Genomic DNA, 25,022 nt, shown 5'->3' with positions numbered 1-25,022 from the left:
TATGATGAAAAATCCGTTACATAAAAGACTTCCAAGACAGTTAAAAAGCGAATTTGGAAAATATGTGGTTATTTTTCTACTTCTTATAGGCTCAATTGGGTTCATTTCAGGATTCCTTGTTGCGGCAAAGAGCATCAGCAAAACATATGATGAAAGCTTTAAAGTATACAACATTGAAAATGGTAATTTTGAAATGTTGTCTCCATTAAGTGATGAGGCGATAAATGAAATAGAAAATCAAGAAAAAATTTCCATATATAATAATTATTACATAGAAGAAGATACTGATACAAATTTAAATGATAAATATGACAGTACACTTAGAATATTTAAAGACAGAAAGAAAGTTAATAAAGTATGCCTTATGGAAGGTAAAAAGCCGGATAATAAAGATGAAATTGCCATAGACAGAATGTATGCAAATAATAACGATGTTGAAGTTGGTGATTACATTAAAGTTTCGGATAAGAAATTAAAAGTCACAGGTTTTGTAGCTTTATCAGATTATAGTGCATTATTCTCAAATAATGGAGACTTAATGTTTGATGCAGTAAAATTTGGTGTCGCAATAATGACAGATGATGGATACAATCAGTTCGGAGATGAACACAAATTTTACAGTTATTCATGGAAATATGATAAAGAGCCTTCCACAGAGAAAAAAGAAAAGAAGGTATCAGATAAGTTATTAGAAGTTATAGCTTCTAAAGGAATTGTGAAAAATTTCATTCCAAGATATACAAACAATGCAATTAATTTTACAGGTGATGATGTAGGAAGTGACAGAGGAATGATGATTGCTTTACTATACATTCTAATTGTAATAATTGCATTTATATTTGCAGTAACAATAACAAATACAATTAATAAAGAAGCAACGATAATAGGAACTCTTAGAGCGTCAGGATATTCAAAAAGAGAAATAACAGCTCATTATATGGAAATTCCATTAATAGTTACGATTATTTCAGCTATAATAGGAAATATACTTGGATATACGGTATTTAAATATGTATGTGTCGGAATGTATTATGGAAGTTATAGTCTTCCAACATATACAACGGTATGGAGTGCAGAAGCATTTGTGCTTACAACACTTGTTCCGTTTATAATAATGCTTGTTGTAAACTATGTGTTTATAAGAAAGAAACTCAGACTTTCACCAATGAAGTTCATAAGAAATGATTTATCAACTTCAAAGAAAAAGAAAGCCATAAGATTACCACATTTTAAGTTCTTTAACCGTTTCAGAATTAGGGTTATTATTCAGAACAGATATAATTATCTGACTTTATTTGTTGGAATCGTATTTGCAAATTTATTGCTTTTATTTGGATTAATGCTTCCGGCTTTGCTTGATTCGTACAATGACAGCATAATTGAACATATGGCTGCAAAGTATCAGTATGTATTGAAAGCACCTCTTGAAACAGAAACAAAAGATGTAGAAAAATATTTTATGAGCACAGTTGAAAAAACAGGTGATAATGGGGAAAAAGACGATATATCAGTATATGGAATATCAGATGACAGTAAATATTTATCAATGGATTTTGAGAGTGGAAAGGTTTATGTTTCAGATGTATTTGCAGATAAGTACAGATTGAAAAAAGGTGATAAATTTACTTTAAAAGAAAGCTATGGAACTAAAAAACATACTTTTGAAATTGGTGGAGTTTATGAATATCCTATTGGACTTACGATATTTATGAATGAAAAGGATTTTTGCAAAGAGTTCAATGTAAAAGACAATGAATTTACAGGATATTTTTCAAATGTAAAAATAAAAGATATTGACCAGGAGTACATTTATTCTGTTATTACTCAGGATGATTTAACTAAAATGGCAAGACAGATGGATGTATCTATGGGTAGCATGATGAATATGGTAAACATTGTATCAGTTATTTTATCAATGCTTGTAATGTATCTTTTAATTAAGCTTGTTATAGAAAAGAATAGTTTATCGATTTCTATGGTAAAAATTTTAGGATATGATAATAATGAAATAAGAAAACTTTATCTGACTGCAACGACATGGGTTGTAATCGCATGCGTAGCATTAAGCATTCCGGTTGTAGTATGGATTATAAAAGATTTGATTTACAGACCAATGATGATGGATATGAAAGGATGGATTATACTGAAAATGGATCCTGTTGTATATGTCGAAATGTTTATTCTTGGCATGATGGCATATATATTAGTTTCGTTCCTCGAATTTAGAAAAATTAAGAAAATACCTATGACAGATGCATTGAAAAATGTAGAATAACAAGATACCCACAGATGTATTCCGGTTTTGTGAGGGTTTGTGATATTAACTAAATAACGCTTGCGCTGCTTGTCACTCGCAGCAGTTCTAAATCTCCAGCTATATTTTGTTGTTAGAACCTTTGGTTCTAGGCAAAATCCGCTGTCAATTTGAACCAGCGGTGACAAATGCCTTTAGTTAATATCACAAACCCTCACAATTAAGAATTAATCTGTGGGTATTTTTATTTATAAAATTATGAAAGTATAAGTTTTTGTATTTAAAAATCATATCGCAAAATATCACCTGTCATTGAAAGAAAAAAGAATCAGTCGTATAATAATAAAAAGGCACAGTTCGGAAAGAGTTATATAACGAGGAAATTATATGAAACAAAATATTGAACAGGAAAAATCAATTATTAATGAAACACTGTTAAATTCAATTCCAGGTGGAATAATAATTGTAAAAGTAGTTGAAAACAATATAGAATGTCTCTATTTTAATGAGGCATTTGCAAAATTATCAGGAAGAACGCATGATGAATTACAACGTTATCTTGATGGTGGGGTAAATGTTATAGATATTATATATGAGGCAGATAGAAAAAAGTTTTTGACGAGTATTTTATGCAAAATACAAAGTGATAATGAAGTAGATGAAAGATATAGATATTATACAGCCACGGGAAATGTTCAGTGGATTAATTTGGTCGCTTCAAAGATTAGAGAAGAGGATGGATGTCCTGTTTTTTATTGTGCATGTACAAAGTTGTCAGATGAATTAGATTTGTATATAAAATTATCAGATGAATCTCCGGTTGCAACATATGTAGCAGAGAAAAAGGAAAGACGAATATTATATGCAAATGCTGAGTGGAAGAAAATAGAAAATATCCCTCAGGATATAAATGTAATTGGAAAGAGTGTGTATGAATTAATACCGGCTGAGAGAATAATATTTAGCGAGAAAGAAATAAATGAATTAACTTCTCAGGCTTACAGACAGATACATATTAAAAGAAATAACAGATATTATAGTCTGGGTACAAAAAGCTATTTATGGAATGATATTGATGCATACATGGTATATTTTGTTGATGAAACTGAAAGCATATTAAAGCAACAAAAAAAATTAGAAATATATCAGGCAGAACTTAAAACAAGAGAGGAAATGTCACAGGATATAATTGCTTCATATCAGATAAATCTTACTAAAAACAGAATTGAAAGAAGTAACTTTAAAAACAATTATGCTAATTCGACAGATGATGTTGTAAATGAAAACACATCATGTGAAGCTGCTGTTGAATATTTTATCGGATTAATTTTATCTGATGAAGTAAAAAAAGAAATAAGAAATAAATTTTCAGCCGGAAGCATTATAATGCAATACCATAATGGAAAAGAAAATATTGACTCTGAAGTTCAGATTGTAATGAAAGATGGAGAGATTAAATGGGTTAAGATTGTTGCTAAAATTTTAAGCAATCCCATTACTTCTGAAATTATGGAATTTGTGTATATACAGGATGTGACTGAAAAGCATACTATAAAATCAATAATGGATAAGTGTATACATACGGAATATGATTGTATAGGTTTGATAAATACAATCAATGGCCAAAGTATGATTTTTAATTATAGAAACACATATGACGAAATGAAAATACGCAAGAAGAATCTTTTTGCAGATGAAATAGATACATTTATAAATAATAATATTGGAGAAGAAGAACGCGAAACGGCAAGAAAAGAATATGCGTTAGATAATATTAAAAAGCAATTGAAAAAAAATGACAATTATTATTTTTATCATAATATAACATCTAACATTGAAAAAGGAGTACGAAGAAAGAAAATTCATTTTCAATATTTAGATTCTGCCGTAAATAAAAATGAAATTTTATTCATGGTAACAGATGTTACGGATATTTATGAAAAAGAAAGAAAAAATAGCGAGAGATTAGCAAAAGCGCTAGAAGAGGCAAAACAGGCAGCTAAAGCTAAAAGCGAGTTTTTGGCACGAATGAGTCATGAAATAAGAACACCTATGAATGCTATTATTGGAATGTGCGAAATTGCTAAAGATGATGTTGATAAAAGAGAAGTTATAGCAAAAGAAATAGACCAGATTAATGAGTCAGGTAAATATCTGTTAGGACTTATTAACGATATATTAGATGTAAGCCGTATTGAAAATGACAAATTTGAACTTTATACGGAATGGTGCAGTATGTATAACGTTGTTAAACCTATTGTTTCAATGATGAGTCCATTAATGAAAGAAAAAAATATAGAATTTATTTATCCTAATTTTATCAAAAAAGAAAAAGATAAAGAAGTTTTATGTTACATTGATAAAATGCGTGTACAGCAGATGATTATTAATCTTTTAAACAATGCTTATAAATTTACTAAACCGGGTGGAAAGATAACCTGGAAAATAGAAAACATTAATGTAGATGATAAGACTGCAAAGGAAAGAATAGTAATCAGTGATACAGGCTGTGGTATGAGCAAAGAATTTGTACAGAAAATAGGCGAGCCTTTTATGCAGGAGAGAAATGAATTTTCATCAGAACTTATAGGCACGGGACTAGGACTATATATTGTTAAAAAAATTGTAGATGCGATGGGATTTACCATGAAAATAGAAAGTGAACTTGGTAAGGGAACAACATTTATAATTGAGACAGAATATAGTTACAAATATAATGAAGATGATGAAAATCAGTTGGAAAATAGTAATGTTTCGGGAATGAGAGTGTTACTTGTAGAAGATAATGAAATTAACAGAGAAATTGCACAGACTCTTTTAGAAAGAGAGAAAATAATTGTGGAAACTGCAGTTGAGGGAAAAGAAGCAGTTGAGGCATTTGAAAAATCTGATTTGGGATATTATGATGCAATTTTAATGGATATTCAAATGCCTGTAATGGACGGTCTTGAGGCTACAAGAACAATTAGAAAATTGAATAAAGCCGATGCAAAAACAATACGAATAATTGCAATGTCGGCAAATGCGTTTGAAAGTGATATAAAGGCGAGTATTGATGCAGGAATGAATGCTCATTTAACAAAACCAATAGAAATGGAAAAGGTTTTAGAAGAAATTGCTAAAAGTAAATTAAAAAAATAGATATAGAATATGTAATGTAAATTATTAATATTTTATAAATTTAATCGTCAAAATGATGAATAAACAAAAGAAAGATGTATAATTACAGGAAAGAAGGACATAAAAGTGTATGATATAACATCAAAATCGGCAGATGATTTTATTAATCATGAAGAAATTCTAGATACAATTAAATATGCAGATGAAAATAAAAATAATATAAAACTTATTGATTCGATTCTTGAAAAAGCCAAATTAAGAAAAGGACTATCCCACAGGGAAGCGTCCGTATTATTAGCATGTAAAGATGAAAATAAAAACAATGAAATGTTTAAACTTGCTGAACAGATAAAAAAAGACTTTTATGGAAATCGAATCGTAATGTTTGCTCCACTTTATCTGTCGAATTATTGTGTTAACGGATGTGTATACTGTCCTTATCATGCTAAGAATAAGCATATTGCCAGAAAAAAACTTACACAGGAAGAGATTAAAAAAGAAGTAATAGCTCTTCAGGATATGGGACATAAAAGATTAGCACTAGAGGCAGGAGAAGATCCTGTTAATAATACAATGGACTATTATCTTGAGTGCATTAAAACAATATACAGTATAAAACACAAAAATGGAGCTATCAGACGTGTAAACATTAATATTGCTGCGACGACTGTTGAAAATTACAGATTATTAAAGGAAGCAGGAATTGGAACTTATATACTTTTTCAGGAGACTTATCATAAGGAAAGCTATAAGAAATTACATCCGACAGGACCAAAGAGTGATTATAATTATCATACAGAAGCAATGGACAGAGCAATGGAAGGTGGAATTGATGATGTAGGTCTTGGTGTATTATTTGGACTTGATAAGTACAGATATGAATTTGCAGGATTATTAATGCATGCTGAACATTTAGAAGCTGTCTTTGGAGTTGGACCACATACTATAAGTGTACCTAGAATTTGCGATGCAGATGATATAGATAAGTCATCATTTTCAAATGGAATAAGTGACGATATTTTTGCAAAGATTGTTGCATGTATAAGAATTGCAGTTCCATATACAGGAATGATTGTATCTACAAGGGAAAGTCAGAAGACAAGAGAAAGAGTATTACATCTTGGAATTTCTCAGATTAGTGGTGGCTCAAGAACAAGTGTGGGCGGATATTTTGAAGCAGAATCTGAAGAAGAAAATTCAAGGCAGTTCGATGTAACTGATACAAGAAGTCTTGATGAAGTGGTTAACTGGCTTATGAAAATGGATTATATACCAAGTTTTTGTACAGCCTGTTATAGAGAAGGCAGAACAGGTGACAGATTTATGTCTTTATGTAAAAGTGGTCAAATACAGAACTGTTGTCTACCAAATGCATTAATGACTTTACAGGAGTATTTAATGGATTATGCTTCATCTGAAACAAAAGAAATAGGCGAAAATTTAATTCATAAAGAAATTGAAAATATTCCTAATGAAAAAGTAAAGAATATTGTAATAAAAAATTTAAAATTAATAAAAGATAATAACAAAAGAGACTTTAGATTTTAAAACAAACGTTAAAATCCTCTCTAGGAGGTTTATATGAAAATAGATATGCATTGTCATACAAAAGAGGGATCACTAGATGGAAAAGTCCCAATTAGTGAGTATATAAATATATTAAAATCTCAGGGTTATGGGGGAATGTTAGTAACAGATCATGATTCTTATGATGGGTATAGATATTGGAAACATAATATAAAAAATGTTGACAAGGACTTTGTAGTATTTAAGGGAATAGAGTATGATACATTAGATGCAGGACATATCATTGTAATTATGCCGGAGAATCTTAAATTAAGGCTTATGGAACTTAGAGGAATGCCGGTACAGTTGCTTATTCCAATAGTTCATAATTATGGAGGAATATTAGGACCTGCGCATCCATTTGGTGAAAAGTTTATGAGCTTTATGAATTCAAAAGCTTATAAAAGAAATCCGGACATTTTATCTGAATTTGATTTTATTGAAGTGTTTAATGCCTGCGAATCTAAAATGGCAAATGATAAAGCGTTAGAAATGGCTGAAAAATATAATTTGACAGGAACAGCAGGAAGTGATTCACATAAGACGGAGAGCATAGGATATGCATACACAGTAATTCCTGATGAAATAAGAAAAGAAAGTCAGTTGATTGAGTATATAAAACACAGAAATAAGACTGAATGTGGTGGAAAAATATATGAAAATACTTCAAGAGGTAAATTAGGAAAAGCCAAGATAATAACAACATATTTATTTTGGATTTATAATAAATTTGGAGGTTGGAGTCGTGGAATCCAGCGTAATGGAAAACTTAAAAAAGGTTATATTGAAAGAATAGATATAATTGATAATGATAAAAAAGGAAATAAAGATAAAACAGAATATAAAGGAAAAGATAACAATAATTAACAGTTAAAAGAAATAATGGAGAAAATAATGGGCTTGAACGAAACAACTAGAGGTGAACGAATTCATATAGGAATATTTGGAAAGCGAAATGCAGGTAAATCCAGTGTAATTAATGCAATTACAGGTCAGAAATTATCGATTGTATCAGATGTTTGTGGTACAACAACTGACCCGGTATTAAAAGCAATGGAACTTTTACCTCTAGGGCCTGTTGTAGTAATAGATACTCCGGGAATTGATGATGAAGGAGAACTTGGCAAATTAAGAGTTCAGAAAACTTATCAGATGTTAAATAAGACGGATATAGCTGTTATAGTTATTGATTTAAATGAAAAGAATAATAATGATATGTCTCATAAAATTTTAGACGATGACATTTCTCTTATAAATGAAATAAAAAAACGAAAAATTTCTTATATTGTTGTTTTAAATAAAATAGATTTAATTATAACAGATTTAAAAGAAAATCAAGTTTATAAAAATTTATTAGAAATAGTGCCTGAAAATAAAATAATTGGAATAAGTGCTAAAGCAAATAAGAATATATATGAATTAAAAGAAAAGATAGCTACGTTAAAGCCGGAAAAAGAATTTGAATATCCGATAGTCAGAGATTTAGTTGATGAAGGAGATATTGTTATTTTAGTGACACCAATAGATTCAGCAGCACCTAAGAGCAGACTTATATTACCGCAGCAGCAGACTATAAGAGAATTATTAGAAGTTGGGACAATTACGATTGTGATTCAGCCGGATAAACTTGTTGCTACTTTAGATAAATTAGTACAAAAACCGAAATTAATTATTACAGACAGTCAGGTATTCAAACAGGTAGCAAAAGATACACCTAATGATATGCTTTTAACTTCTTTTTCAATATTAATGGCAAGGCATAAAGGAAATCTTAAGACACAGGTAGAAGGTGCAGCTACTATCGAAAATTTAAATGATGGAGACAGAATTTTGATTTCAGAAGGTTGCACTCATCATAGACAATGTGATGATATAGGAACGGTTAAGCTACCTAATTGGATAAAAAAATACACAGGAAAAGATTTAAAACTGCATTTTACAAGTGGAACAGAATTTCCGACAGATTTGTCAGAGTACAAATTAATTATTCATTGTGGCGGATGCACATTAAATGAAAAGGAAATGAAATATAGATTAAAGTGTGCAAACGATAATAAAATTCCAATGACAAATTATGGTACATTGATAGCGTATATGAATGGAATTCTTGAAAGAAGTATAGAAGTATTTAATACTAATAAACGAAAATAATGGCTCGTTGTCAGAAATGGGGTAAAACAAGTTTATAACCAGGCTGCAAATAACCAAAATAATATTATATGTAGTGTTTTAGGTTATTTACTACACATATGATAAATGAGTAAAACCCACATCAATGGAAAATGATGTGGGTTTTACTCATTAAAGACTATAATAAATGTTTAAAATAATTAGTGTGATTTTACATGATTCTTTATAGCCGCAAAGCTTTCCTTGCTAATCACATGCTCAATTCTACATGCATCTTCTGTAGCAATTTCTTCAGGAACTCCTAAACGTACTAACCATGATGATAAGAGTTCATGTCTTTCATATATCATGTCTGCAATCTGTTTTCCAGATTCTGTAAGATAAATGTATCCGGCGTCAGTAACAGTGATATGACCTTTCTCTCTAAGGTTTTTCATAGCAATGCTGACGCTTGATTTCTTAAAACCTAATTCGTTGGAAATATCTACGGAACGAACAACGGGAAGTTTTTTGCTAAGAACAAGAATAGTCTCTAAATAATTTTCTGCCGATTCATTAATAATCATGTTGAAAACCTCCTTGTATTTCTCGTATTGTCTTTTGTTATTGTATCACAAAGTGGAATATTACTCAAATTATATTGAATAAAAATACGAAGGTATTTTTATAAAAAATAGAAAAAAATTGAAATTTTAGTAAAATAATTATTGACATCTAATTTGCGTTAGCATATACTAACTGTTGAAAAATAAGGTTTATCTTTACTTAAGAAGAAAGAAGGAAACATGATGCCATTAACTATGATAAATGAAGGAGAACCAACGGTTATCAAAAAAGTTGGCGGTAAGGAAGAAACAAGAAGGTTTTTGGAAAACTTAGGATTTGTAGTAGGTGGAACTGTTACAGTTGTTTCACAGATGGGTGGAAACATGATTGTTAACGTAAAAGATTCACGTGTTGCAATAGGAAAAGATATGGCTAATAAAATTATGGTTTAGATTTAATAAAGAAAATTAAAGTTTTATTTATTTGATTAAATATTATTAAATCTTTTTTGTTGTGCAGGTATTTAAGAGTGCACAATCATAATTTTACATATAAAAAGAAATATGAAAGAAGGATAGCAATGAGTACATTAAAGGAAGTTGCAGTTGGAAAGACTGTGAAAGTTAAGAAACTTACTGGAGATGGCCCGGTTAAAAGAAGAATTATGGATATGGGCATAACAAAAGGTGTTGAAGTATATGTAAGAAAAGTAGCACCTTTAGGAGACCCGATTGAAGTAACTGTAAGAGGATATGAATTATCTCTTAGAAAAGCAGATGCAGAAATGATTGAGGTAGAATAATTTTTTTTACCTACAAGTTAGAAATGACTAATAAAAGTAAGTACAACATAATGAAAGTGAGCGATATGCAATAAAGGTAAGCAATGAAGAATTGCGGTCAGAATGATAAAACTTGCGTTTGAAATTTTGAGTTAACTTACTAATGACAAAATAGCATATTATTACACATTTGAAAAAGATAGTAAAAAAAGGAGAAAAAAATGTCAATTAAAATTGCTTTAGCAGGTAACCCTAACTGCGGAAAAACAACTTTGTTTAATGCTTTGACAGGTTCTAATCAGTTTGTTGGAAACTGGCCAGGCGTTACAGTTGAAAAGAAAGAGGGTAAAATCAAGGGAAATAAGGAAGCTACATTGGTCGATTTACCAGGTATTTACTCTTTATCTCCATATACGCTAGAAGAAGTGGTTGCAAGAAATTATCTTATAACAGAAAAGCCGGATGCAATAATTAATATTGTTGATGGTACAAACATTGAAAGAAACTTATATCTTTCAACTCAGATTATGGAACTTGGTATTCCTGTAATCATGGCTGTTAACATGGTTGACGTATTAGAGAAAAACGGTGACAAAGTTAACATCGAAAAATTAAGCCAGAAACTTGGATGCGAAGTAGTGGAAATTTCAGCTCTTAAAGGAAAAGGAATTGATACACTTGTAAAAAAAGCAGTTGCTTTAGCTAACAAAAAACAGGCTTCAATAGCAGTTCATGAGTTTACATTAGATGTTGAAAATGTAATTAAAGATGTAGAAAACCTTCTTGGAAGTGGTGTTGCTCCTGAACAGAAGAGATTCTTTGCAATAAAGCTTCTTGAAAAAGATGATAAGATTAGTGAAATGATGACAGAAATTCCTGATGTATCAAATGAAATAGCAAAGCTTGAAAAAGAATTTGATGATGATACAGAAAGTATTATTACAAATGAAAGATATACATATATTTCTTCTATTATCGGAGAATGTATTAAGAAGTCTTCAAAGAAAGAATTATCAGTATCAGATAAAATTGATAAAGTGGTAACTAACAGATGGGCTGCACTTCCAATTTTTGCAGTAGTAATGTTTGTTGTTTACTTTGTATCAGTAACAACAGTTGGTACATGGGCTACTGATTGGGCTAACGATGGTGTATTTGGTGACGGATGGCATTTGTTTGGCATAGGAACAAGTTCTTATGAAGATGCATCAGGCGATTATGAAAAGCAGACAGCAGCAGTTGATGCTTTTATTGAAGCAGCTAAGGACAAAGGAATCAGCACAGATAATATCGAAGAAGTTCTTGGGAACGAAGAAGCAAGTGAAGCTGATAAGACAGCAGCAGTTGACGCATTTGTTGCTGAAGCCGGAGTATCAGACATTACTGCAAAAGCAGAACTTGAAGATGAAGATGGAAAAGTAACAGACAAGTTTGACGTAACAGTTAATGAATTTAAGACAGCAACAGAAGCTGAAGAACCTGATCCTGCAGATTATGGAGTTTGGGTACCAGGTGTTCCTGTGATTATTGGAAATGCACTTGAAGCTATTAACTGTGCAGGCTGGTTGCAGGGATTAATCCTTGATGGTATTGTAGCCGGTGTTGGTGCTGTACTTGGTTTCGTACCACAGATGCTTGTATTATTTATTTTCTTAGCTTTCCTTGAAAGCTGTGGATATATGGCAAGAGTTGCGTTTATCATGGACAGAATCTTTAGAAAATTCGGTCTTTCAGGAAAATCATTCATTCCAATGTTAATTGGTAGTGGATGTGGTGTTCCGGGTATTATGGCATCAAGAACAATTGAAAATGACCGTGACCGTAAGATGACAATTATGACAACAACATTTGTTCCTTGTGGAGCAAAACTTCCTATTATAGCTTTAATCGCAGGTGCATTCTTTGGTAATGCAGGCTGGGTAGCAACAAGTGCATACTTTGTTGGTATTGCAGCAATTATCTGCTCAGGTATTATTTTAAAGAAAACAAAAATGTTTGCAGGAGATCCTGCTCCATTCGTAATGGAACTTCCTGCATATCACTGGCCAACAGTTAGCAACGTACTTAGAAGTATGTGGGAAAGAGGATGGTCATTCATTAAGAAGGCAGGAACAATTATTCTTCTTTCAACAATCGTACTTTGGTTCTTAATGAGCTTTGGTTGGGTAGATGGAAAATTTGGAATGTTAGAAGCAGAACAGTTAAACGACAGTATTCTTGCTTCAATTGGTAGTGTAATCGCCCCTATCTTCACACCACTTGGATGGACAAAAGCAGGTGAAGGATGGAAGATGGCTGTAGCAGCTATTTCAGGTTTAATTGCAAAAGAAAATGTAGTAGCAACATTTGGTATGTTATTCGGTTTTGCAGAAGTTGCAGAAGATGGTACAGAAATCTGGGGAAATCTTGCACAGATTATGACACCAATCGCTGCTTATGGTTTCTTAGTATTTAACCTTCTTTGCGCACCATGTTTCGCAGCTATGGGTGCTATTAAGAGAGAGATGAACAACAAAAAATGGTTCTTCTTTGCAATTGGATACCAGACAATTCTTGGATATGTAGTTGCATTATGTATTTACCAGTTAGGTACATTATTTACAGCAGGAACATTTGGAGTTGGAACAGTAGTGGCAATCTTACTTGTAATCGGATTTGGATACTTATTATTCAGACCATACAAGGAAAGTACATCTTTAAAAATTGACTCTAAAAAATTAGCAAAAAACTAATTTAAACATAATAAAATATTTATACAGAGGACTTTACAGGATATGTAGGTTAATGCCAATCGTATTCTGTAAAGTCCTTTTTTGTTTTTAGCGTACTATCTTCCAATATATGGTGTAAACAAGACATTAAGGTTTTGTTTACACTAATTTTTTTGTATGTTAAGATATAATTTATAAGGAGTTTTACAATAGTTGCACAGTTATAAATAACGAATTTTAATATTTGAAAATAAAGTTATGAGGGTGTAGTGGTTAATTTTAAAATTACGAAGAGTAGGAGGATACAATGATTAATATTGCAATAGTTGAGGATGAAAAATTATACGTATCTCAATTTAAGGAATATATATCACGATATGAGAAGGAAAGTGGAAACAGAATTAATGTAAGTGTATTTCCAGATGGAGCAGAGATAGTGGAAAATTATTCAGGAGATTTTGATATAATTCTTATGGACATTCAGATGAAATATATGGACGGAATGACAGCTGCTGAACAGATTAGAAAATTAGACAGCGAAGTAATTATAATGTTTATAACAAATATGACTCAATATGCAATCAGAGGATATGAAGTTGATGCATTAGATTATGTTGTAAAACCGGTTGAATATTTTTCATTTTCACAGAAACTTGATAGGGCAATAGGAAGATTGCAAAATAAAAAGAAAGTGTTTGTATCCATTCCTGTAGAAGATGGTGTATTAAAAATGGAAATTGATGATATATATTATGTTGAAAGTATGGGACATTCTCTTATATATAGAACTAAAAAAGGCGAATTTACTGCAAGAGGTACAATGAAAGATATGGAGGAAATATTATCGCCATATGGATTTTTCAGATGCAATAAAGGATATATTGTTAATCTCAAATACGTCGATGGTGTAAAAGAGGGAGTGTGCCTTATTAATGACGAGGAGTTATTAATAAGTAGAGCAAAGAAAAAGCCGTTTATGGAGGCTTTAGTTAATTACATGAGTGGGGTGACTGAATAATGGAAACAATTTATCAGGATATTCCAAGATTTTATACGGCATTAGCAGAATGGGGAGCGTGTGTAATTTATATTTGCCTTATTAAGAAGAGGTTCAATAATAAAATAACAGTTGCATTATCAACGTTATTTTTAGTTGCACAGATTGCGTTGTTAGTTCCAACGGGAGATTTGCCAACAGTATGGTGGATTCCATGTATGGTGTCTGCGGCATTTTTAATGTATTTATTCATATATACGGTAGGAAATGTGCATTCAATTACGGCGGCATATTTATGTGCGAGAGCATTTCTTATTGCTGAGTTTACAGCATCATTTCAGTGGCAGTTGGATTGTTATCTGAATGCAAGAGTTGATGTTGAGCATTTTGTATTTGCAAAGATAGTAATGCTGGTTGTTATATATACAGCAATTTTTGTATTAGTTGCATTTATGGAAAAGCCGTTAATGAATCCTGAATATTTAAATAAAATTACATATAAAGAATTTATTGCAGTTATAGCTATAGTGGCAGTAGCATTTACATTTAGTAATTTAAGTTTTATTTGGAAAAATACTCCATTTTCAAGTGGATTTAGAAGTGACATATTTAACATTAGAACATTATTTGATTTAGCAGGAATGACAATTCTTTATGCTTATCAAAGTAGAGTTTGTGAACTTATGGCTGAGTCAGAAATTGTAACAATGGATTCAATGTTAAAGAGCCAGTACAATCAATATAGAAATTATCAGGAAAGCATAGATTTAATTAATATGAAATATCATGATTTAAAGCATCAGATTGCAGGTCTTAGGGCAGAAACGGATATCGATAAAAGAACAGAGTGGCTTGATGCAATGGAAGATGATATTAGAGGATTTGAGAGTGTTACTAATACAGGAAATAAGGTATTAGATACTATTATAGCGGGAAAGATAATGCATGGACAGAAATATGATATTAAGTTTACCTGTGTTATTGATGGAAAATTACTTGAGTTTATGCATGTTACTGATATTTGTACTATATTTGGAAATGCAATTGATAATGCAATTGAAAATGTAGTAATGATTAAGGATATTGAAAAAAGAATTATACACGTGACTGTTTCTGCAAAGAATAAATTTGTACTTATTCAATTTCAGAATTATTGCGAAGTTAAACCAAATGAGGATAAAAGAGGAATTAGATTATTTGAGAGTTCAAAGGCTGACAAAAGAAATCATGGATTCGGACTTAAGAGTATTCAATATACAGTTGACAAATATGACGGAACCATGAAAGCAGGAATGAATAAAGATTGGTTTGAACTCACAATATTAATTCCTTGTAGTAACAAATAATTGTTAAATAAATGTGAAAAGTGCACATATAAGTGCACTTTTTTTGTGCAAAAAGTATATGTAAAATGCAGTTGATGAGTGATTTTCGACAGTTTATGACAGAAAACTCAAATTAAATTAGGATGTGGTAAATTATAGTTACAAGGAAACAGCGGATATCGCTCAGATGAAAAAGGAGGAAATGAGATGTTAGCTATTAACTGGGATGACGTTATAGGAGTTATTCAGAGTATTTCAACACATTTAATAGTAGGTGTAATAGCAATTATTGTCGGTATAATTGCTATCGTAGCAGTAAAAGGATTAAAGAAACCTTTAAAGCGTTTGGTTCGTGGAGAGGTTTTGGTAGCAATGGTATTGGTAATTGTTGTGTTAGCAAATTTAATTTGTACAGGACCAATGAACACATTGTTAACATCAGTAGCAGGAAAGCCGGTTAGCAAAATCGACGCAAAGACAACTGAAGAAGCTACTGATTTAGTTTCAGAAATTGTGGAAGAAGGAGCAGTTCTTTTAAAGAATGATGGTAACGTTCTTCCTGTAACAAGTGGTAAGTTAAACGTATTTGGCTGGGGTTCAACAAATCCTTGCTATGGTGGTACAGGTTCAGGTGCATTAAATGATGCATATCCTACAGTTAATTTAATCAAAGGTTTAAATGACGCAGGAATCGAAACAAACAAGGAATTAACAAAATTTTACACAGATTATGAAGATAAACATCCTGAAGTAGGAATGATGAGTTGTGATTGGACATTACCTGAGCCAAATGTAAGTCTTTACACAGATGAAATGATGAACAATGCAAAAGAATTTTCAAACACAGCAATGGTAGTTATTTCACGTGTAGGTGGTGAAGGTGCTGACCTTCCAACAGATATGGCAGCAGTTGCTGACGGAACATACAAAGCAGATATTCCGATGACATATGACGATTCAGTAAATGAAGGAAAAGACTGGGACAAAGGAGATCATTTCTTACAGTTATCAAACAGAGAAGAAGAAATGCTTGATCTTGTATGTAAAAACTTTGACAACGTAATTGTTGTATACAATGGTGCAAACCCATTTGAATTAGGATTTATTAATGATTACAAACAGATTAAGGGTGCATACTGGTGTGCAGGTGCAGGTCAGTCAGGATTTGACGGATTTGGACGTATCGTATCAGGTGAAGTTAACCCATCAGGTAGATTAGTTGATACATTTGTATATGATTTGACAAAAACTCCAACATGGAATAACATGGGAGAATTTGAATATACAAATATGAGTGATTTCAAGGTTGATGCAACAGCTTTCAGTCCTGAAACACAGCCAACTTTTGTAAATTATGTAGAAGGAATTTATGTAGGATATAAGTTCTATGAAACAGCAGCTACAGAAGGTCTTATTGATTATGATAAGACAGTTCAGTACCCATTTGGATACGGACTTAGCTACAGCACATTTGAACAAAAAATTGTAAATTCAAGCACAGAAGGTGATACTGTAACATTGACAGTTGAAGTTAAGAACACAGGATCAGTTGCTGGTAAGGATGTTGTAGAAGTATATTATAATCCTCCATATACAAATGGTGGTATTGAAAAATCAAGTGCAAACTTAGTTACATATACTAAGACAGGTTCAATTGAACCGGGTGCAACTCAAACAGTTGAGGTTTCATTTGATAAAGAAGATATGGCATCTTATGATTCAAAGACAGCTAAAGCATATGTTTTAGAACAAGGTGACTATGTGGTATCTATAAATTCAGATTCACATACAGTATTAGACAGCGTTAATGTAAATGTTCCTGAAACAATTACATATGGCGAAGATAACAAACGTGAAAGTGATGTATCAGTTGCAACAAACGAATTTGATTTCGCAGAAGGTGATGTAACATACCTTTCAAGAGCAGATAAATTTGCAAACTATGAAGAAGCAACAAAGGCTCCAACAAGTACAGAGATGTCAGATGAAGCTAAAGCAGGATTTTATAATGTATCAAATTATGATGCAAAAGCAGGTGAAAAAGATGAAGATCCTGATGCAGAATATCCAACAACAGGAAAGAATGCAGGAATTAATTTAGTTGACATGCGTGGTGTAGACTATGATGATGAAAAATGGGATACATTTATGGATCAGTTAACAATTAAGGAAATGAACAGTATGACATCTCTTGGTGGATATCAGACTGCAGCAATTAAATCAGTAGGAAAATATAGAACAAATGACTGTGATGGTCCGGCTTCTATTAATAACAACTTTACAGGACAGGGTTCTGTAGGATTCCCTGCAGCAGTAGTAATTGCAGCTACATGGAATAATGAATTAGCAAATAAATTTGGTGATTCAATCGGAACAATGGCAGATCAGATGGATACAGCAGGTTGGTATGGCCCGGCTATGAACATTCATCGTACAGCATTTGCAGGACGTAACTTTGAATACTATTCAGAAGATGGTGTATTGTCAGGAGATATCGCTACAAGCGCAATTCAGGGTGCACAGGCTCACGGAGTATATGCATATATGAAACACTTTGCATTAAATGATCAGGAAACAAATAGAACAAGTATGCTTTGCACATGGGCAAATGAACAGGCAATCCGTGAAGTTTACTTAAAGCCATTTGAAAAATCAGTTAAAGACGGTGGCTCATTAGCAGTTATGTCATCATTCAACTACATTGGAAACTGCTGGGCTGGTGGATGCTCAGAATTATTAGAAGATGTTCTCCGTGGTGAATGGGGATTCAAGGGATTTGTTGAAACTGACTACTTTGGTGTATATGGTTACATGAACGCTGACCAGGCAATTCGTAACGGTACAGACCTTATGTTAGTAAACTATGCAACAGAAGCAAATGATATGAAATATACTGAAACAGCAGGAGCACAGCAGAAATTACGTCAGTCAGCAAAACGTATTCTCTATGTTGTAGCAAATAGCCGTCAGTACAGTGAACTTGGAATTGAACAGTCACAGCAGCCAAACCGTTGGGAAACAATTCTTAAAGTTGTAGATGTTTGCGCAGCAATTATCTTAATTGCCTGGGAAATCTTATTAATAGTAAACTTCAACAAGAGAAGAAAAGAAGTTGTTGTAGAACAGGCAGAATAATATAGTTGTTTAAGAATAATTATAGATTATAACTAAAGGTAATCATGCTATTTGTAGGGCATGACGACCGGAAAACTCCCTCAAATGCATCCTTACTTAAGTGATTAAAACTTAAGTAAGGATGCATCTTTTTTATGCACAATGAAAGAGTTTCAGCCTGATTAATGTCAAACTGATTTAAAGATATAATGTCCTGGGTTTAAGATAGTATTTATGCTTACAAGTAGTGAAAGTGCTCTGCTAGTCCGGCTGACAATTATGCTTATAAGTAGTGAAAGTATTCTACTAATATATCTACAACTGTGATTACAATCAGTAAAAGCATTCCTTAAAGATACCCGTATAAAAGCACCGTTTATGTCTCTAAAACGGCAGTTTATGACAAAAGAATATATTTGATATTTTAGATGATATATTAAGATTAACAAAATGAAAGAAGAATTTAGCAACAAAAAAGAAAGTTAGTACATAAATATTGCGATTAGAAAAGGAGAGTAAAATGAAACATCAGGACTTACTTAATAAAATGACTTTGGACGAAAAAGCAGCAATATTAAGCGGAATGACAGAGTGGGAAACAAGAAATATTGACAGATTAAATATACCGTCAATGTTTTGCTCTGACGGACCTCATGGGATTCGTAAGCAGGAAGGTGATGGCGATCATTTAGGATTAAATGCATCAGTTCCAGCAACATGTTTCCCAACAGCAGCAACAGTTGCAAACAGCTGGGATCCGGAATTAGGCGAAGAAATAGGAAAAGCTTTAGGCGAGGAAGCAGTAGCTTTAAATGTAAATGTAATACTTGGTCCGGGATTAAATGTAAAAAGAAATCCTTTATGTGGAAGAAATTTTGAATATTTTTCAGAAGACCCATATTTAGCAGGAAAAATGGCTGCTTCATATATTAAGGGAATTCAAAGTAAAGGTGTTGTAGCATGCCCAAAACATTATGCAGTAAATAGTCAGGAATTAAGAAGAATGGCTTCTGATTCTGTATTAGATGAAAGAACATTAAGAGAAATATATTTAACAAATTTTGAAATTGCCGTAAAAGAAGGAAATGCGAAAGCTATTATGAGTGCATATAATCAGGTAAATGAAGTATATGCAAATGAGAATAAGCATTTATTACAGGATATTTTAAGAGATGAATGGGGATTTGATGGAATAGTTATTACAGACTGGGGAGCATCAAATGACCATACAGCAGGCGTTGCAGCAGGATCTAATTTAGAGATGCCGGCACCGGGACTAGGTTCAGCAAGAGAACTTTTAAAATCAATTGAAGAAGGAAGACTTACTGAAAAAGAATTAGATGAGTGCGTAGATACATTATTAGATGCAATTTTAACATTTGCAAAAAAAGAAAAAAGCAATAGTAAGTATGATAAAGAATTGCATCATGAGATAGCAAAAAAAGCAGCAGGAAAGAGTGCTGTATTACTCAAGAACGAAGAAAATATTCTTCCATTAAAAGAAGGAACAAAGGTAGCAGTTATAGGAGATTTTGCAATTGAACCAAGATTTCAGGGAGCAGGTTCATCGGTTGTAAATGCTACAAAAATAGAAACAATAGCAAATACAATAGCACAATATAAACTTGAAAATATAGGAATAGCAAAAGGTTATGACAGAATAGGTAAGGAAAATAATCAATTGCTTGAAGAAGCGAAAGAAATAGCTTCAAAAGCAGATGTAGTTCTCTATTTCTTTGGATTAGATGAATTAAGCGAGTCAGAAGGATTAGACAGACAACATATGAAGATTCCTGCAAACCAGATTAAATTACTTGAAGAATTAAGCAAGGTAAATAAAAACATTGTAGGAGTATTAAGTGCAGGTTCAGCAATTGAAACACCTTGGGATGTTAATTGCAAAGGACTTTTGCATGGATATTTGTCAGGACAGGCAGGAGCAGGCGCATTACTTGATATTATTACAGGAAAGATAAATCCATCAGGAAAATTAAACGAAACATTACCTGTAAAATATGAAGATGTACCATCATACAATTATTTCCCATCAAAGGAACGAACATCAGAATACAGAGAAGGAATATTTGTAGGATATCGTTACTATGACACAGCTAAAGTTCCTGTAAAATATCCATTTGGATATGGACTTTCATATACAACATTTGAATATTCAGATATAAATGTTGCAGAGGACAAGGTTACATTTACAATCACAAATACAGGAAAAATGGATGGCGAAGAAATTGCCCAGATGTATGTAAGCTGTAAGTCAGATAAAATATACAGACCTAAAAAAGAATTAAAAGGATTCAAAAAAGTATTTTTGAAGGCAGGCGAATGCAAACAGGTTGAAATACCATTTGATGATAAGACATTTAGATATTTCAATGTAAAAACAAATAAGTTTGAAATTGAAACAGCAGAATATGTTATTAACATAGCTTCAAATGTAGAAGACGTAAGAATTTCAGCAGAAATTTCTATAAAAGGAACAGAGGCAGAAAATCCATATGACAAAGAAAAAATGCCATCATATTACAATGCAGATATCAAAAATGTAGATGATAAGCAGTTTGAAACTTTGCTTGGAAGAAAAATCCCTGATGGAAGCTGGTCAGGTGAACTATCAATGTATGATGCATTTTGCCAGTTATATTATGCTAAAAGATGGGTTGGAAGATTAGTTTACAAAATTTTAACAAGCATAAAGAAGAAGAGTGAAGCAAAAGGAAAACCGGATTTGAACATATTGTTCATTTACAACATGCCTTTTTATGCATTAGCAAAAATGACAGGTGGAATGGTTAGTACAGAAATGGCACAGGGAATTGTAAGCATTTGGAATGGACATTTCTTTAAAGGTGTCGGAAGGGTTATTAAAGGATTCTTTGCAAATAATAAAGCAAATAAAGAATACGAGAAAAGACTTTTAGAAGAGAAATAAATATTAAGCAAAGATAGAAATTGTTAGGAACAAAATTAAAATTATTGATTAATGTGAAAACTTAAAAAGATATAAGAAGTACAAGGAGAGATAAAATGAAACAGATTTGGAGCAATTTTAAAGAAAAACATCCTGAATTAGCAAAGTGGTTATACCAGATTTTTTACTTTATAGTATTCAGCGAAGGTGTAACAATATTTCAGTATTTAATATTTACATTTATGCCAAAGATGTTAGGAGTTGGACTTGCAGGAACAGAATTTATGTGGCCACAGATTGACATGCATATATTCGGTGTGGATTTCACTTGGAGTTTACTAGGATACAATGTTGTAAAAAATGCAGCAGGTGCAGTAGTAATCGGTGGTGGATTAGGATACTTTATTAGTTATGAGGTAGGCTCATTTTTAGCACAGTGTATTAACTTCCCATTACAGAGAAACATTACTTTTAAAAGTAAAGGAAATCCATGGTATCAGGCAATGTGGTATTTCATAGCATGGGTTGTAATTTCACTTATCTGTAACGGATTTAATAATTTATGGATGCCTATAGCATCAGCATATGTATCACCTGCAATTTATAACATACTTGTAACATTTATTACAGGCGGTGTATCAATGGTAATATTCTTCTTCGTATTTAAAATTATTTTCCCTGAAGGAGAAAAGGATAAATAGATTACTTTATAGTAAATAAAATTATATAAAATTTAAAAAGCCATAAATAATAAAGAGGATGCTTTCAGAAAATAGAAGTGTCCTCTTTTGCTTGAAAAAATAATATCTTAAAAAATAAATTGAAAAAACAATAAATGAAGAATAAAATAAGGTAGAGAATTTAACAGTCAACAAACAGAAAAGAGGTAATGAAATATGTACAATTTTGAATATTACACACCGACATTTATAGAATTTGGAAAAAAATCAGAAGAAAAAGTGGCACAGCTTATAAAGGCACAGAATGGCAAAAAAGTATTGATTCATTACGGTGGACATAGTGCAAAAAAATCAGGATTAATTGATAAAATTGAAAAATTATTAACAGAAGAAAATATACCATATGTAGAATTAGGAGGAGTGGTTCCTAATCCAAGACTTTCATTAGTATATAAAGGAATTGAGTTAGCAAAAAAAGAGAATGTTGATTTTATTCTTGCAGTAGGTGGAGGAAGTGTTATTGATTCTGCAAAGGCAATCGGATATGGAATTGCAAATGAAGGAGATGTATGGGATTTCTATGCACAGAAACGTGTTACGGATAAATGTGCTCCTATAGGTGTTGTTCTTACAATTGCAGCAGCAGGAAGTGAAATGAGCAACAGCTCAGTTATTACAAATGATGAAACAGGGCTAAAGCGTTCATATCATACTGAAATTTCAAGACCAAGATTTGCAATAATGAACCCTGAATTTACAATGACATTACCGGAATATCAGACGGCATGTGGATGCACAGATATAATGATGCATACAATGGAGCGTTATTTTACAGCAGGAGAAACGATGGAACTTACAGATAAAATAGCAGAATCTGTAATGCAGATAGTTCTTAAAAATGCCCCAATTCTTTTAGAACAACCGGATAATTATGAATCAAGAGCAGAAGTAATGTGGGCAGGAAGTTTGTCACATAACGGACTTACAGGATGCGGTATTAAAAGCAAAGATTTTGCAACGCACATGTTAGAGCATGAATTAGGCGGAGTATATGATGTGGCACATGGAGCAGGATTAGCTGCTGTATGGGGAAGCTGGGCAAGATATGTATATAAAGAATGCCTTGGAAGATTTAAGAAATTTGCAATAAATGTAATGAATGTTGAAGAGGTAGGAAGTGATGAAGAGATTGCTTTAAAGGGAATAGAAGCAATGGAAAAATTTTATCATAGTATAGGAATGCCAACATCGATAAAAGAACTGGGATTAGAATTGTCAGATGCAGATATAAAGAAACTTGCAGACCAGTGTTGTGATGCGTGTGGTGGACATAAAGGTTCAGCAAAAGTTTTATATAGGGAAGACATTGTAAAAATATATAAAATGGCAAGATAATTCGATGCCGGGGCCAAAAGTCCTAAGCCCACATGAGTTTACGCATAAGTTGGTAACTTTTACCCTTAACATCATAATGTTAGATTAAGTGAAATATGGAGAAAAAATGAGTAAAATAAAGAAAAAGCAAATGGACATGATACATGGACCAATGTTTTATAAGATATTGTTCTTTGCACTTCCATTAGCCGCAAGCAGCATTCTGCAGCAGTTATTTAATTCGGCAGATGTGGCTGTAGTTGGAAGATTTGCAGGAAGTGCAGCTTTAGCAGCTGTAGGAGGAAACAGTCCCGTAATTAATTTGCTTATAAATATGTTTGTTGGATTATCAATAGGTGCAAATGTAATAATTGCAAATTTTATAGGACAGGGAAGAGAAGACAAGGTTAAAGAAGCAGTACACACTGTTATGTCAGTAGCACTTATAAGCGGAGTATCATTGCTTTTGATAGGTATAATCATAGCAAAACCAATTCTCTTAATGATAAATACACCATCAGAAGTTATAAATCTTGCAGTACTATATTTAAGAATTTATTTTTTAGGAATGCCATTTGTCATGGTTTATAACTTTGGAGCAGCGATACTAAGAAGTACAGGTGAAACCAGAAAGCCTTTATATTGCCTTATTATTTCAGGAATTATAAATATATTACTAAATTTATTACTTGTAATAGTATTTCATTTAAGCGTTGCAGGTGTTGCCATAGCAACAGTTATAGCAGATGGAGTTAGTGCTTTTTTAGTAGTATATTTTCTATCGCATAGTGATGATGCAATAAGATTAAATATTAGAGAATTATCGTTAAATAAAGAAATAGTTGTTAAGGTAATCAAAATAGGAGCACCGGCAGGATTACAGGGAGTTGTATTCTCTTTGTCAAATGTATTTATTCAGTCAGCTATTAATGGATTTGGAACACATGCGATGGCAGGTTCTTCTGCGGGATTAAATTACGAATATTTTACATATTACATGATAAATGCTTTTAATCAGACAGCGGTTACATTTACAAGCCAGAATTATGGAGCAAAGGATCTTGAAAGATGTAAGCGGGCATTTAGAATAAGTCTTGTTACAGGTATGGCATTAACACTTGTCATGAGTTTTATTTTTGTGGGCGCAACGGACTTTTTCGCAGGTATCTATACAAATGATCCTGTAGCAATAAAATATGCGATAATAAGAATGAAACATGTAACTTTACTAGAATGCCTTACAGGCGTATATGAAATATCAGGAGGAGCGCTCAGAGGAATGGGACATTCACTTCTTCCGGCACTACTTACTGTAATAGGTTCCTGCGGATTTAGAGTAGTATGGTTATATACAGTATTTAAGGTTGTTCCGACATTTACAATGCTTATGAATGTATATCCTGTAACATGGGTAATAACCGGGACAATGGTAATGACCTCATATTTGATTATAAGAAAAAGAAAAGAAGCAGGACAATAGGTAAAGATTAGTAAAAGACTA

At 32.2% G+C, this 25,022-nt stretch carries 16 protein-coding genes; 15 read left to right on the top strand and 1 reads right to left on the bottom strand.

The window, feature by feature from the left end; translation table 11 throughout:
* Position 1 precedes the first annotated feature (1 nt).
* The 5 genes from DWX29_RS06445 to hydF all read left to right on the top strand — a co-directional run bounded on the left by DWX29_RS06445 (position 2) and on the right by hydF (position 9,091).
* Positions 2–2,275 carry an ABC transporter permease gene (locus tag DWX29_RS06445; RefSeq protein WP_347497656.1) on the top strand — a complete coding sequence of 758 codons (2,274 nt, stop codon included), beginning with the start codon at positions 2–4 and terminating at the stop codon, positions 2,273–2,275.
* Between the two features lie 366 nt (positions 2,276–2,641).
* Entirely contained in the window at positions 2,642–5,395 is a 2,754-nt protein-coding gene (locus tag DWX29_RS06440) for a PAS domain-containing hybrid sensor histidine kinase/response regulator (RefSeq protein WP_118565437.1), read from the top strand.
* Positions 5,396–5,500: 105 nt separating this feature from the next.
* Positions 5,501–6,922 (top strand): [FeFe] hydrogenase H-cluster radical SAM maturase HydG, encoded by a 1,422-nt coding sequence (gene hydG, locus DWX29_RS06435; protein WP_118565436.1) that lies wholly within the window; start codon positions 5,501–5,503, stop codon positions 6,920–6,922.
* 33 nt (positions 6,923–6,955) lie between these two features.
* Complete coding sequence (locus tag DWX29_RS06430) at positions 6,956–7,807, top strand: PHP domain-containing protein (RefSeq protein ID WP_022089655.1); 852 nt, start codon at positions 6,956–6,958, stop codon at positions 7,805–7,807.
* Positions 7,808–7,834: 27 nt separating this feature from the next.
* Complete coding sequence (gene hydF, locus DWX29_RS06425; RefSeq protein ID WP_118565435.1) at positions 7,835–9,091, top strand: [FeFe] hydrogenase H-cluster maturation GTPase HydF; 1,257 nt, start codon at positions 7,835–7,837, stop codon at positions 9,089–9,091.
* A 179-nt stretch (positions 9,092–9,270) separates the two neighbouring features.
* Here hydF and DWX29_RS06420 read toward each other — a convergent pair whose 3' ends face one another.
* Positions 9,271–9,636, bottom strand: coding sequence for a metal-dependent transcriptional regulator (locus DWX29_RS06420; RefSeq protein WP_022089657.1), 366 nt, complete (start codon positions 9,634–9,636; stop codon positions 9,271–9,273).
* A 219-nt stretch (positions 9,637–9,855) separates the two neighbouring features.
* Between DWX29_RS06420 and DWX29_RS06415 the strand changes: the two genes are divergently transcribed.
* The 10 genes from DWX29_RS06415 (at position 9,856) to DWX29_RS06370 (ending at position 25,001) form a co-directional block, all read left to right on the top strand.
* Entirely contained in the window at positions 9,856–10,068 is a 213-nt protein-coding gene (locus DWX29_RS06415) for a FeoA family protein (RefSeq protein ID WP_117909598.1), read from the top strand.
* 128 nt (positions 10,069–10,196) lie between these two features.
* Complete coding sequence (locus DWX29_RS06410; protein WP_022089659.1) at positions 10,197–10,418, top strand: ferrous iron transport protein A; 222 nt, start codon at positions 10,197–10,199, stop codon at positions 10,416–10,418.
* Between the two features lie 200 nt (positions 10,419–10,618).
* Complete coding sequence (gene feoB, locus DWX29_RS06405) at positions 10,619–13,129, top strand: ferrous iron transport protein B (RefSeq protein WP_118565434.1); 2,511 nt, start codon at positions 10,619–10,621, stop codon at positions 13,127–13,129.
* Positions 13,130–13,415: 286 nt separating this feature from the next.
* A complete protein-coding gene (locus DWX29_RS06400) occupies positions 13,416–14,126 on the top strand; it encodes a LytTR family DNA-binding domain-containing protein (RefSeq protein ID WP_118565433.1) in 711 nt (236 codons plus the stop codon).
* Entirely contained in the window at positions 14,126–15,451 is a 1,326-nt protein-coding gene (locus DWX29_RS06395) for a sensor histidine kinase (protein ID WP_118565432.1), read from the top strand. The genes DWX29_RS06400 and DWX29_RS06395 overlap by 1 nt, the downstream gene beginning before the upstream one ends.
* A 186-nt stretch (positions 15,452–15,637) precedes the next feature.
* Entirely contained in the window at positions 15,638–18,565 is a 2,928-nt protein-coding gene (locus tag DWX29_RS06390; protein ID WP_118565431.1) for a glycoside hydrolase family 3 N-terminal domain-containing protein, read from the top strand.
* Between the two features lie 499 nt (positions 18,566–19,064).
* Positions 19,065–21,488 (top strand): glycoside hydrolase family 3 C-terminal domain-containing protein, encoded by a 2,424-nt coding sequence (locus DWX29_RS06385; protein ID WP_118565430.1) that lies wholly within the window; start codon positions 19,065–19,067, stop codon positions 21,486–21,488.
* A gap of 95 nt (positions 21,489–21,583) precedes the next feature.
* Positions 21,584–22,168: a hypothetical protein gene (locus DWX29_RS06380; RefSeq protein WP_022089790.1), complete on the top strand. Its 585-nt coding sequence runs from the start codon at positions 21,584–21,586 to the stop codon at positions 22,166–22,168.
* Positions 22,169–22,363: 195 nt separating this feature from the next.
* Positions 22,364–23,542, top strand: coding sequence for an iron-containing alcohol dehydrogenase (locus DWX29_RS06375; protein WP_118565429.1), 1,179 nt, complete (start codon positions 22,364–22,366; stop codon positions 23,540–23,542).
* A 106-nt stretch (positions 23,543–23,648) separates the two neighbouring features.
* Positions 23,649–25,001 (top strand): MATE family efflux transporter, encoded by a 1,353-nt coding sequence (locus DWX29_RS06370; RefSeq protein ID WP_199522676.1) that lies wholly within the window; start codon positions 23,649–23,651, stop codon positions 24,999–25,001.
* Positions 25,002–25,022 lie beyond the last annotated feature (21 nt).

The sequence above is a fragment of the Eubacterium sp. AF19-12LB genome, assembly GCF_003479125.1.
GTDB lineage: Bacteria > Bacillota > Clostridia > Lachnospirales > Lachnospiraceae > Eubacterium_U > Eubacterium_U album.
The sequence above is the reverse complement of the archived record's forward strand: the minus strand, read 5'-3'. Positions and strand labels throughout refer to the sequence as shown.